The sequence below is a fragment of the Vibrio sp. MA40-2 genome (genome assembly GCF_047302445.1).
Classification (GTDB): Bacteria; Pseudomonadota; Gammaproteobacteria; order Enterobacterales; family Vibrionaceae; genus Vibrio.
Map to the genome: position 1 here is coordinate 672,045 of NZ_CP178627.1, position 13,961 is coordinate 686,005.

The following is a 13,961-nucleotide window of genomic DNA, read 5'->3' on the forward strand; positions in this document are numbered from 1 at the left end:
CAATACATTTCATCAGGATGTAGAAATATATTGAGTAGATAACTATATGATAAGTAAATAAATAGATAGATAAGCAAATAAGTAGATACAGATCTTTCAGCGTAAATAGCGCTAGAAAATTACATGGAATTTATATTTTCGGAGATAGTATGAAATTATTTTTAAACAAAGCACGTCGCATGGCCGGTACTGCCAGCTTGATGTTAGCACTCGCAACATCGACCGTATTCGCAGCGACACCTAAAGATTCATTGGTGGTTGGTTGGCAATTTGACGACATTATCACCCTAGACACCGCGGAAGTATTCGAATTTTCCGGTGCAGAAATTGTCGGTAATAGCTATGACCGTTTGATCGGCTATGATCCGGATGATGTGTCTAAAATATTCGGTGTTGCTGCCGAAAGTTGGACGGTTAGTGAAGATGGAAAACTGTTTACCTTTAAAATGCGCAAAGGGATAAAATTTGCATCCGGCAATGAAATGACAGCTGAAGATGCCGCCTTCTCACTACAACGTGCCATCATCTTAAACAAAACACCCGCGTTCATTCTAAGCCAATTTGGCTTAACCGAAGCCAACGTCAAAGATAAAATTAAAGTAGTCGATGCCGAAACATTAACCTTAGAAACGGATAAAGCGTATGCACCTACCTTCGTTTTATATTGTCTTTCTGCCACCATTGCTTCTATCGTAGATAAAGCGGAAGTAATGAAGCATGAAGTTGATGGAGATATGGGCTTCGCTTGGTTACGCACCAACTATGCCGGTTCTGGCCCTTTTAAAATAGAGCAGTGGAAACCATCAGAAATCGTGGTACTAAGTGCCAACAAAGATTACTGGGACGGAGCACCAGCAGTCAACAATGTATTTATCCGTCATATCGCAGAATCATCAGTACAGCAATTACTGCTTGAAAAAGGTGATCTTGATATTGCTCGTAACTTAGAGACAGAGCAATTGAAAAGCGTGAGCAACAGTGAAGACGTTAAGTTACTGAAGAAAGGTAAAGGAACGCTTTATTACCTATCAATGAACTTAAAAGATCCAATTTTAGCTAAACCTCAAGTTCAACAGGCTCTTAAATATTTAATCGATTACAAAGGATTAGAAGATACTGTTTGGGCGGGTCGTGGCCAAGTTCAACAAGCTTTCCTTCCAAAAGGCTTCCTTGGCGCTTTAGAAGATAAACCATTCTCACTTGACATAGACAAAGCCAAACAACTGTTAGCAGACGCAGGTTATCCAGACGGTTTTGAAGTAGAATTAATTGTACGAAACAATACCATTCGTATTGATACAGCTAAATCTATTCAAACAACGTTTGCTAAAGCTGGTATCAAAGTCAGCTTAGTTCCTATGGATGGAAAACAAGTATTAACCGTGTATCGTGCACGTAAACACCAGTTGTTCTTTGGTGCATGGGGACCAGATTATCAAGACCCGCATACTAACGCCGATACCTTTGCTAAAAACCTAGATAATAGCGATGACGCGAAGTCAAAACCGGTGGCATGGCGTAATGCTTATGCACCAGAGCAGATGACTAAAGATACCTTAGCCGCTCTGGTTGAATCCGATGCAGACAAACGTGCTGAAATGTACCTAGCTATTCAAAAAGAGCACCAACAAAGCGCACCTTTTGCTTTCATAATGCAAGAGCAAGAAGTGGCTGGCGTTCGTGCCAATATTGATGGTTATGTTCTAGGGCCATCGTTTGATAGTAATTCATATAAAGATGTTGTGAAAAAATAATGAAGACATCCAAAGCTAAAGACGGTTTGGCGGCCGTCTTTTTTTCTTCTTTTTATGCCAAAAAAGCCAAACCCTTTGTGCATTTCTTTAGCATGCTGGCGCTGACCTTTTTTGGCTTACTGTTACTTACCTTTGTTATTGGTCGGTTAATGCCAACCGACCCGGTTATTGCCGTTATTGGAGACAAAGCGCCAGAAGCACTGTACCAAAAAACGTATACCGAGATGGGCTTAGACAAGCCAATAGTGGTGCAGTTTATCTACTATTTAAAGGGAGTAGTGAGTGGCGATCTTGGTACATCGGTACGCACCGCTAACTTAGTAACAGATGATATACTCAATTACTTCCCTGCCACCTTAGAACTGGCAACACTGGCCACTTTTTTTGGTATTTTATTCGGTATTCCCATGGGGGTAATCGCCGCAGTTAAACAAAATAAATGGCCAGATAACCTAGTTCGATTTTTAGGTTTGGTTGGTCATAGTGCACCAATATTTTGGTTGGCGATGTTGGGTATTGTCGTGTTTTATCAACATTTAGATTGGGTAGCAGCACCAGAAGGACGACTTGGGGTGATGTATGAATACACCTTACCTAAAGTCACCAATATGGTGTTAATTGACACCATGATTGCCGGCGACTGGGATGCATTCAAAGACGCATTTTCTCACATTATACTGCCCGCTTCGCTCCTTTCTTATTACAGCGTCGCTTATCTAAGTAGAATGACTCGCTCCTTTATGCTAGACCAACTCCAACAAGAATATATTACGACTGCGCGAGTAAAAGGCGTATCTGAGACAGCCATAATCTGGCGGCATGCATTAGGCAATGCACTCGTTCCGTTAATAACAGTTATCGCATTGACTTACGCCACCTTATTAGAAGGATCGGTGCTAACAGAAATTGTATTTTCATGGCCGGGACTAGGTCGCTATATTACTGACGGCTTATTGGCTGCAGATATGAACGCAGTTTTAGGTGGCACAATTGTGGTCGGATTGGTCTTTATACTTTTAAATTTAACCTCTGATCTGCTCTATAAAGTCTTTGATCCAAGAGCCAGATAACGACATATATTTTTCAGTATTTCTTAAGCGAAGTACTTATAAGGTTCATTATAATGACTGAGTTAAAAGGTTGGCTGTTAGCCGAAAACCCAGATTCTAGAATACAAGCTGCAATGGGCCGTGGCTATTTAGGCTGGCTTCGATTTTTTCGAAATCCCTTAGCTATGATTGGTTTTGTCATTGTTTTATCCTTAATTGTAATGGCAATATTTGCTCCATATATTGCGCCAGAAGGCATCACCAGTGGCTTAACTGGCGATGCACTAAAAGCACAACGTTTTCAACCACCTTCAGCTGAACACTGGTTTGGCACCGACGGCCAAGCAAACGACGTGTTCAGCCGAATAATCATTGGTAGCCGGATAACATTATTAATTGTTGGCATTGTTATTTTCACCGCGCCAATTTTAGGCTTTGTTATTGGTACGGTTTCAGGCTATTTCGGTGGCTGGGTTGATGTTGTATTAATGCGTATTACCGATGTTTTTCTCGCATTCCCAAAATTAGTTTTAGCGCTTGCATTGGCTGCGGCACTGGGCAGAGGGCTTGAATCGGCGATCTTCGCTATCGCAATCACCTCTTGGCCAGCTTACGCACGTCTTGCTAGAGCTGAAACCCTTACTATACGAAATTCCGATTTCTTAGCCGCCGCTCGACTACAAGGGGCGAGTCACTGGCGATTAATTTCTGGTCACATTATGCCGTTATGCCTGTCCTCATTAGTTGTGCGAGTCACGTTAGATATGGCAGGTATTATATTAACGGCGGCAGGGCTCGGTTTCTTGGGCTTAGGCGCTCAACCGCCCACCCCAGAATGGGGTGCGATGATAGCAGAAGGTCGCGATTACATTTTAAATTACTGGTGGCTGGCTACTTTCCCTGGATTAGTCATCTTTATTGTCGCTTTCGGCTTTAATTTACTCGGTGATGGCTTAAGAGATGTGTTAGATCCAAAATCAGGAGGGCAGCACTAATGGACGATAGCAAACGTTCGAGCGATAAATTACTTGAAATTGAAAATCTAAATGTACAATTTCCGTCTGTTCATGGTCCGGTCAAAGCGGTTCGAGATATCTCTTTCACGATGGGACACGAAAAAATAGCTATCGTTGGTGAATCAGGTTCGGGAAAATCACAAACCGGAAGAGCCATTTTAGGCTTAAGTTCAGGCCAAGTGAGCGCCAGCAAATTAGTTTTTGATGGCGTTGATCTGCAAAGCCTATCGCTGCGCGATTATCGTCAAATTCGTGGCAAGCGCATCTCAATGGTCATGCAAGATCCAAAATATTCACTCAATCCGGTAATGACAATAGGCAAGCAGATGATCGAAGCTTGTCAAATACAGATGAAGGTATCTAAAAAACAAGCCATTACACGTTGTATTGACATGCTTGAAGCAGTACGAATAAGAAACCCTATGCGCGTTTTTAACGCCTATCCACATGAGATTTCAGGTGGTATGGGACAACGCATCATGATTGCTATGATGTTGCTATCCAGTCCAGATCTGCTGATTGCAGACGAACCAACATCCGCTCTCGATGTAACCGTACAATTACAAGTGCTTGCCATTATGGACGACCTCGTAAAAGAACGCGGAATGGGGCTTATTTTGATTTCACATGATTTACCTTTAGTCGCAAGTTTCTGCGATAGAATTTTGGTGATGTACGCAGGACGGATCGTAGAAGAAATTCAAGCGGATAAACTCGATCAAGCACAACATCCCTACACCAAAGGTTTGCTCTCTTGCCTACCGAGCAACGCAACCAAAGGACAACCTTTGGCAACATTACAACGCAAAGATAACTGGCTAAATAGCTCGTTAGATGCACAGGGCAACTTAGTATGAGCATTAAACAACAAAAAAACCTACTTACCTCTGCAATAGAAATAGACAATTTATCGATCCATTTTGGTACAGGTGACGACCAAGTTAAAGCGGTAGATAACGTCTCTTTTCGTGTTCCGACTCAGCAATCCTTTGGATTGGTAGGCGAATCAGGATCGGGTAAATCCACTATTTTACGAGCACTAGCAGGATTAAATCAGCCTTGCGCTGGACAAATGCTACTTGAAGGAAAACCGCTTGCCACTCAACGAGATAAAGCCTTTTACAAAAAAGTACAGATGGTTTTTCAAGATCCTTATGCCTCACTTCATCCCCGACATACCATCGATAGAATACTCGCTGAACCTTTAGCTATTCATGGTTTTAAAGATACAGATGCCAGAATTAATACCGTTATGGACCAAGTGGCCTTGCCGAGCAAATTTAGGTTTCGTTACCCGCATCAACTATCAGGAGGACAACGTCAACGTGTCGCTATTGCTCGCGCCTTAATTTTAGAACCAGAGATTTTACTGTTAGATGAACCGACTTCTGCACTAGACGTATCAATACAAGCCGAAATTTTAAATCTACTGTCGCAACTACGCAGTGAATTATCGTTAACTTACTTGTTAGTTAGCCACGATTTAGCCGTTGTCTCTTACATGTGTGAACAAATTGCCGTAATGCAGCACGGAAAACTGGTCGAACTCTTACAAGTCGATCAAGATGGCGAAACACACGCGAAACAACCTTATACCATACAGCTAAATCTTGCTTCTAAAGGCTACGACCGAGAAGTTATAGAACAGTTTATCGACCACGATTAATCAGCGACTCGTCATACGTAAAACGGCCAAACTATGACTGCTAGGCCATAGAAGTGCAGCTGTAGAACCCAGATTAATTTTGATCCAAAAGCGATTAAATTTAAGTCAAGTTGGTCAAATAACGGTAAATCCGGAATAAGTTAAAAGCAACGACGAACCGGTTTAAAAACAGTTGTGATCGTAAAAACATCACTGTGGTCATTTAAAAACAGCTGTGGTCATTAAAAAAACTGGGATCGCTAAAAATAACATTAGGAACGCAGCAATGAAGTTACACGCCATCACCTATTTTAATGAACTGGTTAGTTCTCGCTCAATTCGACAAGCCGCAGAAAATTTAGGGGTGTCGCCTACTGCAGTTATACGCCAACTTGAAAACTTAGAGCATTATGTTGGCGCTCCACTGCTGATAAGAGGTGCACGAGGTATTATGCTAACGGCCGCAGGTGAGTCGCTAGCTGTACATTCTAAAAACATCATTCGCGATTTAGAAAATGCCAAACAGGTGATCGATGATTTAAGAGGTTTAAAAAGAGGCAGTGTTTCTATTCATATCAACGGTGCAGCCATTAATACAATTTTAGCCCCTGCACTGGCTGAATTTTATAAATTGTACCCTGCTGTTTCTATTGAGGTCACCGTTTCATCTGCAGAAGAAACCGTTAATGCCGTTATCAACGGTAATACTGATATCGCGGCAACTATGTTTTCATCTTCTGATCCACTAATGGATATTCGCTTTAAATTTCCCGTTTACCACGAAGTCGTGGTCTCGGTCGATCATCCATTAGCAACACACGACGAAATCAGCTTAGACGACATTCGTAAATATCCAATCGCGATGCCAAATAAATCGTTTGGTATTCGGCGATCATTTGAGAAACGTCAACGCGAAGCAGGATTAGAACCTGTAGAACCCACTTTTACCACCTCATCATTAGAGTTACAAAAAGAGTTAGCTTTACGTCAAGCGGCGGTACTTATTTTACCCGCAATGTCGGTTATCCGTGAGATAGACTCGCATGATCTGGTCGTTCGACCATTTCAGCCACAGTCCGTGATATCCACAGAACTGCAAATAAGCCGCGCGAAAAATGTTGCGCCTAGTTTTGCAGCAGCCAAGTTAACCGATTTTCTAGAAGAATTTTTACCCGCTCAAGCTCGTTCTATGCATAACAAAGCTGATTAAGTAACCAAACTCGGGTAAACAAAAAATACTACGCTGAACAACGATAAAAATAGTGGTAAGTTACCTGTTATTGGTCACTTAAACTCGACGAGATAGTTAAAACTTACATGAAAAACCAAATTTACCGCATATCGTTCAGCACAGATGAATTCATTTTCCAAAAAATTTTCTCACCAACCACCGCCAAGATTAGTGATAACAAGCGTTATTTTTAGTGTTACGGTTTTGATTTCACTGTGTACTAATAAATATCATTGCATTTACACTTAATTATCGGGCATGGTAGACATACAGAATGACATGTTTTATAAACCCTCGGAAAGGAATCCAATTTATGACTTGTAATATTCGCTCTTTTTTAGCCACTGTAATTATCGGTGTGCTTGCAAGCAACACGGTAAACGCAGCCTCGCGTACCGACCTCGTTCTCGGTATGAGTATTGAACCATCCGGTCTCGATCCAACAACGGCTGCACCTGTGGCTATTGGTCAAGTGGTTTGGCAAAATCTATTTGAAGGATTGGTCACAATAAACAAAGACGGCGATATTGAACCTGAACTTGCAGACAGCTGGGTTATTTCTGAAGATGGGCTAACCTATACTTTTGACCTGCAAGATAATGTTAAATTTCAGAATGGCATCGAATTTAGTGCTAAAACTGCAAAATACACTTTAGACAGATTATTGTCGGCCGATTCAATTAATCCACAAAAATCGCTCTACAAAACGATAACAAAAGTTACGGCTCCCGATTCAGATACCTTGGTTGTTGAACTTTCCACCCCGTCTTCCGACCTACTTTATTGGTTAGGCTTCCCTGCTGCAGTAATGGTAGAACCATCTAGCGAAGCATCAAATTCGACTAACCCTATCGGCACCGGTCCATTTCGCTTCGCCGAATGGAAAAGAGGCAACCAAGTTACCTTGGTTAAAAACACTGATTATTGGGGTGACGCGGCGAAGCTAGACAAAGTAACGTTTCGCTTTATTGGTGACCCACAAGCGCAAGCTGCAGCACTTAACTCCGGTGGGATTGACGCCATGCCAGAATTTAGTGCACCGGAGCTTGTGAGCCAATTTAAAAATAATAGTGCTTTCGAGACAGTAATCGGCACAACCAGTATGGAAGTGATTGCTGGTATGAACAACAGCAAAAAGCCATTCAATGATATTCGTGTTCGCCAAGCTTTAATGTTAGCCACTGATCGCCAAGCAATTATCGATGCAACTAGCGAAGGGTTAGGTAAACCATTAGGAAGCCATTACTCACCGTCGGATGCTGGATATCAAGATCTTACTAACGTTTATTCTTATGACCCAGTAAAAGCGAAACAACTGCTCAGCGAAGCGGGTTACCCAAATGGTTTCAGCTTCACTATGAAAGTACCCACTCGCCCATATACCGAAAGAGCAGCTGAAATTATGCAAGCTTATTTTTCTATGGTTGGTGTCACAATGAACATTGAATCATCTGAGTTTCCAGCTAAATGGGTACAAGATGTATTTAAAGATACCAATTATGATATGACTATTATTGGCCATGCCGAACCGCTTGATATTGGTATTTATGCTCGAAATCCATACTACTTTAATTATAGTAATCCGGATTTCGACAAAGTGATGGCTGATATTGCCAACTCGACAACAGAAGAAGATCGAATTGCTGGCTACCAACAAGCGCAGAAAATACTGGCAAATGATGTGCCTTCCCTATTCCTATATGCTTTTCCTAAAATCGGTATTTGGAAAAAAGACTTAGTAGGGTTATGGACTAATGAACCTGTTCCTTCCAATGACCTAACCGACGTTTATTGGAGTAACTAGTGGTTATGCGAATGACTTCTGATTATACGAATGACTAATCATTGTTCGAATTACTAATCCTTATTAGAGTATCGATCAAACAGAGTCGTGAGTTCTCTTTCTACTTGAGATAGCAAGTGGAGAGAGAACCGATCAACCTCAAATAACCAACAAACTGGTCGCCAAACTAAAGCAATGCTCACAATAGACTAGAGCCCAAGGATAAAAATATACATGCGGCATATTACTCACTCTTTTTCCAGGTTATTAATAACCTTGCTTATCGTTTCCTTCGTCATTTTTCTGATCATGGAAGCCGTTCCTGGAGATCCTGCTGAAATTATTTTAGGTATGTCGGCGCAACCCGATACCTTAGCAGCTCTCCGAGCGCAACTTGGCTTAGATCAACCTCTTCTTACTCGCTATAGCCTATGGTTAGTCGGTTTATTGCAAGGTGATCTAGGTAACTCTTATACCTATTCCACCGCAGTCTCAGAACTCATTAGTGAACGCCTTGCGGTAACGCTACCGTTGACCGCCATTGCGGTTATGTTATCAGTCGTTATATCGGTTCCTTTAGGTGTGTTGGCGGCGGCTAAACCAAACAGTGCGGTTGATATTTTTGCCTCATTCTTTTCTCAAATTGGTATCGCAGTACCAAATTTTTGGATAGGTTTACTGTTAATTTTAGGTATAGCACTCACATTTGGCTGGTTTCCTGCTGGCGGTTTTCCCGGATGGGACACCAGCGTTGCGTTGTCCTTACAAGCATTGGTTTTACCATCGATTGCGTTGGCAATACCACAAGCGGCGGTACTCACTCGAGTAACACGCGCGGCGGTACTTGAAGTCATCAACGAGGATTTCGTTCGGACAGCAAGAGCGAAAGGTGCCACTCCTAGTCACGTGCTTTGGCGTCATGTTATGCCCAATGCTCTCATTCCTGTTGTAACCATGTTAGGCATGCAAATATCAGTATTGATTGCTGGCGCAGTGTTAGTTGAAAACGTATTTAACTTACCTGGCATGGGTACGCTAGCCTATCAAGCTTTAGCGCAACGAGACTTAATTGTCATTCAAAACGTTGTGTTATTTTTTGCCGCCATTGTAATGGGCGTTAATTTCATCGTCGACGCACTCTATACCATACTAGACCCGCGCTTGAGGAGCAGATAATGAAACACTATTCTTGGTCTCTGATTATTGGTGGGTTAATCACGCTTATTTTGGTCAGTGCTGCTATTTTAAGCCTTTTCTGGACACCTGCTGACCCAACACAAATTAACATCACAAACCGATTAAGTCCGCCTGGAACCGACGCTTTACTAGGTACCGACCATTTTGGTCGAGACGAATTATCCATGATCATGACTGGAGCATGGGTCTCACTTGGTATCGCCTTTTCTGCTATCGCCATTGGTGGATTTATTGGCACTGTACTCGGTGTAACCGCAGCATCACAACGTGGTGTATTCGAATCATTAGTCATGCGAGTCAACGATGTGCTATTTGCTTTTCCACCAGTTCTATCTGCTATTTTATTGGCAGCGATACTGGGTGGCGGACCAGTAACCATTATTGTGGCTATAGCCCTGTTTATGATTCCGGTTTTCACTCGTATAACCCGCGGAGCTGCGCTACAGATCTGGGCTAGAGACTACATACTCGCGGCACGTATGGCAGGAAAGAGCCATGTTAGAATAACCATTGAACACATTATCCCAAATATTGCTGCACAAATTATCGTGCAAATTTCTATCCAGACTGGACTTGGTATTTTGACCGAAGCAGGTCTGTCCTTTCTCGGCCTAGGTATTGCGCCTCCAACACCAAGTTGGGGCCGTATGCTAGCCGATGCTCAAACCTATCTTTCAACTGCTCCTCATCTAGTTTTTGTCCCTGGCTTAGTTATTTGTATTGCCGTACTAGGACTAAACCTATTGGGTGATGGACTACGAGATTTAACTGATCCGAGACGGAAACAATCGACATGATGCTTGATATTAAAGACCTAAGAGTCACGTTTAACAACGACAATGGCCAACAAGTCGAAGTCGTACACGGAATTAATGTCTCTCTTGCTAAAGGAGAAACCCTCGGAATAGTCGGAGAAAGTGGTTCTGGCAAATCAGTGTTGTCCTTAGCAACCATCGGACTACTGCCAAAAACCGCACAAGCTTCCGGTGAAATCCTGTTTAATGGTGAAGATATATTGTCAAAATCAGAACAACAGATGTGCGCATTACGAGGGTCTAAAATTGGGATGATCTTCCAAGAACCGATGACCGCATTAAATCCAGCAATGAAAATTGGCAGTCAGATAGCAGAAGGATTGAGACTGCATCGTAATATTAGTCGCTCAGAGGCCAATGCTGAAGTTATTCGACTACTAGAAATGGTTAAGATTCCTGATGCAAAGCGAAAAGCTCATTCTTATCCGCATGAAATGTCAGGGGGCCAACGACAACGTGTCGGGATCGCTATTGCACTGGCACTGGAACCAGATTTACTTATCGCCGATGAACCAACTACAGCACTAGATGTGACAGTACAAGCAGAAGTCCTCGATATTCTAGACGATTTGGTTAGTAAACTCGGTATCGCATTGATCTTAATTTCTCACGATTTAGGGGTAATCGCCCGCATTGCCGATCGAACGCTAGTGATGTATCGAGGCGATGAGATAGAACAAGGAGAGACTGAACAGATATTGCGTCAACCAAGCCATGCGTACACACGTAAATTAATCGATGCACAACCTAGACGGGTTCGTAGTGACTCTGTTCGTAGTGACTTCACAGCAGAATCCGCCAATTAAGGAGACAAAATATGAGCTCAAAATTACTAGAGATCATTGGTCTCACACGAGAATTCAAGCTTGGCAATACCACAGTTAAAGCGGTAAATGATGTCAACTTGTCGATTAATAAAGGCGAAATCTTAGGTGTGGTCGGCGAAAGTGGATCGGGGAAATCAACTTTAGCCCGTATTGTAATGGCTTTAGATAAACCCACTGAGGGCAACATTTTGTTCGAAAATTGGGATATCTTCACTCAACGAGCCGCCCATTTACGTCGCATGCGAGCCAACTTTCAAATGGTCTTTCAAGATCCTTACGGCTCACTCAACCCTCGGCATAAAATAGGCCGAATAGTTGCAGAGCCTTTGCACCTAGAAAAAAACGCACCTAAAGGAAAAGCGTTACGTGAACGAGTGGGTGTTTTACTGGAAGAGGTTGGCTTATCGGCTGCGGACATGGACAAATATCCACACGAATTTTCTGGTGGACAGCGTCAACGTATCGCAATAGCCCGAGCACTCATCACCAAACCTAAATTATTGGTTGCAGATGAAGCGACTTCGGCACTCGATCTTACCGTTCAAGCACAGATACTTAAATTGATTCTGAAGATGCGCGATACCTACGGTATTTCTGTTCTGTTTATCACGCACAATATTGGCGTAGTCGATGCAATTTGTGACAGTGTTGCGGTAATGCAATCGGGCAAAATCGTAGAAGCAGGTCCGGTTAGGCAAGTACTGGATAATCCAAGCAAAGATTACACCAAACGTCTTCTTTCTGCTGAGTTAACGTTGGATACCATAGGCCGAAAAGGTCGCCAAGTTATTTAATTTAATATGGATGTTAAAAATATGACTGATTTCTCTAAACTCAATACTCGCGCTCTTGTACAAGCTTATGAAGATGGCAGTACTAGTCCATCAGAGTACATGCATTGGTTAGTAAACCAAGTTGAAAAAATCGAACCTAAAATATGCTCGCTGTACGCTTTTAAACCAGAACAAGCCTTACAGCAAGCAGAAGAGTCGACCATTCGTTGGCACAAAGGACAAACAGTTGGCCCATTAGATGGCGTTCCAGTAACGGTAAAAGAGCTCATCGCCACTAAAGGCGACCCTATTCCTTTAGGCACGGCTGCCAGTGATAAAACTCCTGCAAGCGAAGATGCTCCCACCGCCGCTCGTTTAAAAGAAGATGGCGCCATTATTTTTGCTAAAACGACCTGCCCAGACTACGGCATGCTTTCTTCAGGACTATCCACCTTTCACCATTTAAGCCGCAACCCATGGGACTTAACTCAAAATCCCGGAGGGTCATCGGCCGGCGCAGCCTCAGCCGCAGCCGCAGGATTAGGCCCATTACACATCGGGACAGATATCGGCGGTTCGGTGCGCCTACCAGCAGGTTGGACTGGCTTATTTGGCTTTAAGCCAACATTAGGTCGTATCCCAATTTATCCTTATTATACTGGCCGTTCAGCAGGCCCAATGACGCGTACGGTTGATGATGCTATCATGGTTATGCCAACCATTTCTCGTCCTGATCATCGCGATGCCACTTCTGTTAAGTATGAGAATTTACAATGGAACGTTCCAGCGGCAGATGTGCGCGGTATGAAAATTGGTTTAATTCTAGATGCAGGCTGTGGCATAGACGCAGAGCCAGAAGTAAAAGCAGCGGTCATTCAAGCCGCCAAACAATTTGAAGCCGAGGGTGCGGAAATTATTGAGTTAGGTCCAATATTAAAACGCGAACAGCTTGATGGATTAGACGTGTTTTGGCGAGCTCGGTTCTGGAATACCATGCTAGGGTTACCTGAACAGAAACGAAAACTTATTCTACCTTATATTTATGACTGGGCTAAAACTGGTGGCGATGCCAACCCTCTTGATGTCGTAAAAGGCTTCGATGGCACCATGGAAATGCGTAACACTTGTGCCGATATTTTTACTCAAGTTGACGCAGTTTTATCCCCTGTTAACCCGAATGTCTCTTATCCAGCCGATTGGGCGTCCCCTACCAATGACCCACAAAAGCCATTTGAACATATTGCTTTCACTATGCCTTGGAACATGGGAGAACAACCCGCTGCTTCGATTAATTGTGGCTTTTCGAAAAGTGGAATGCCGATAGGCTTACAAATTGTTGCCGCAAAATTTGAAGATTTAACAGTAATTGCGCTAGCAAAAGCGTATGAAAACTGGCGCGGAGCTATCACTAATTGGCCTGAGCTCTAATCAGCCTGATCTGCTAGCAACCCGATCTGCTAGCAACCAAAGCGATAATAAACCACAATGATGACAGAATTAACGCCGTAAAGACGTCTCTATCAATTGTCTATTAATAAAGCAATGACGTTTGTCATTGCTTTTTATTGTTCTGATTTTATAACTTTCGACCCTAAAACGGTCTAGTGAAAACTGACCAAAAAGACTCACTTTATAAAAATAACCGCATATAACCAAGCACTTCGCCTAACAAAATGAGAATCCGATTCCAAATATGAACAAAAATCCCGCTGTAGCTCGTTTAGAAAATGTGAGATGGATTCATAAAATGCTTCCCTAACTGGAAAATTCAAAGCCATCTAAACCACTTTTCGCTCGATTCTAGCTTTCTTTTGACCTGATTTTATATCTAACCTGATTATTTTCATAAAAACCAAATAGTTAAAATAGAG

12 protein-coding genes are annotated in these 13,961 nt (G+C 42.6%); all 12 read left to right on the top strand.

Annotated elements, in window-relative coordinates; genetic code table 11:
- The first annotated feature begins 149 nt into the window (after window positions 1-149).
- The 12 genes from ACLKML_RS02875 to ACLKML_RS02930 all read left to right on the top strand — a co-directional run bounded on the left by ACLKML_RS02875 (window position 150) and on the right by ACLKML_RS02930 (window position 13,518).
- The gene (locus ACLKML_RS02875) at window positions 150-1,754 is read left to right on the top strand and encodes an ABC transporter substrate-binding protein (protein ID WP_413283572.1); all 1,605 of its coding nucleotides are present in this window, start codon (window positions 150-152) and stop codon (window positions 1,752-1,754) included.
- A complete protein-coding gene (locus ACLKML_RS02880; protein ID WP_413283573.1) occupies window positions 1,754-2,824 on the top strand; it encodes an ABC transporter permease in 1,071 nt (356 codons plus the stop codon). The genes ACLKML_RS02875 and ACLKML_RS02880 overlap by 1 nt, the downstream gene beginning before the upstream one ends.
- A gap of 53 nt (window positions 2,825-2,877) precedes the next feature.
- The gene (locus tag ACLKML_RS02885) at window positions 2,878-3,798 is read left to right on the top strand and encodes an ABC transporter permease (protein WP_413283574.1); all 921 of its coding nucleotides are present in this window, start codon (window positions 2,878-2,880) and stop codon (window positions 3,796-3,798) included.
- On the top strand, window positions 3,798-4,676 hold the full coding sequence (locus ACLKML_RS02890) for an ABC transporter ATP-binding protein (RefSeq protein WP_413283575.1): 879 nt from the start codon (window positions 3,798-3,800) through the stop codon (window positions 4,674-4,676). The genes ACLKML_RS02885 and ACLKML_RS02890 overlap by 1 nt, the downstream gene beginning before the upstream one ends.
- On the top strand, window positions 4,673-5,485 hold the full coding sequence (locus tag ACLKML_RS02895) for an ABC transporter ATP-binding protein (RefSeq protein WP_413283576.1): 813 nt from the start codon (window positions 4,673-4,675) through the stop codon (window positions 5,483-5,485). The genes ACLKML_RS02890 and ACLKML_RS02895 overlap by 4 nt, the downstream gene beginning before the upstream one ends.
- Window positions 5,486-5,750: 265 nt before the next feature.
- Window positions 5,751-6,674 (top strand): LysR family transcriptional regulator, encoded by a 924-nt coding sequence (locus ACLKML_RS02900; RefSeq protein ID WP_413283577.1) that lies wholly within the window; start codon window positions 5,751-5,753, stop codon window positions 6,672-6,674.
- 334 nt (window positions 6,675-7,008) lie between these two features.
- On the top strand, window positions 7,009-8,499 hold the full coding sequence (locus tag ACLKML_RS02905; protein ID WP_317715988.1) for an ABC transporter substrate-binding protein: 1,491 nt from the start codon (window positions 7,009-7,011) through the stop codon (window positions 8,497-8,499).
- Between the two features lie 213 nt (window positions 8,500-8,712).
- Window positions 8,713-9,654: an ABC transporter permease gene (locus tag ACLKML_RS02910; protein ID WP_413283578.1), complete on the top strand. Its 942-nt coding sequence runs from the start codon at window positions 8,713-8,715 to the stop codon at window positions 9,652-9,654.
- Window positions 9,654-10,472 carry an ABC transporter permease gene (locus ACLKML_RS02915; RefSeq protein ID WP_413283579.1) on the top strand — a complete coding sequence of 273 codons (819 nt, stop codon included), beginning with the start codon at window positions 9,654-9,656 and terminating at the stop codon, window positions 10,470-10,472. Before ACLKML_RS02910 ends, ACLKML_RS02915 begins: the two co-directional genes overlap by 1 nt.
- Window positions 10,469-11,296 (top strand): ATP-binding cassette domain-containing protein, encoded by an 828-nt coding sequence (locus ACLKML_RS02920; protein ID WP_413283580.1) that lies wholly within the window; start codon window positions 10,469-10,471, stop codon window positions 11,294-11,296. The genes ACLKML_RS02915 and ACLKML_RS02920 overlap by 4 nt, the downstream gene beginning before the upstream one ends.
- A gap of 11 nt (window positions 11,297-11,307) precedes the next feature.
- Window positions 11,308-12,111: an ABC transporter ATP-binding protein gene (locus ACLKML_RS02925; protein ID WP_413283581.1), complete on the top strand. Its 804-nt coding sequence runs from the start codon at window positions 11,308-11,310 to the stop codon at window positions 12,109-12,111.
- A 21-nt stretch (window positions 12,112-12,132) separates the two neighbouring features.
- Entirely contained in the window at window positions 12,133-13,518 is a 1,386-nt protein-coding gene (locus ACLKML_RS02930; RefSeq protein WP_413283582.1) for an amidase, read from the top strand.
- Window positions 13,519-13,961 lie beyond the last annotated feature (443 nt).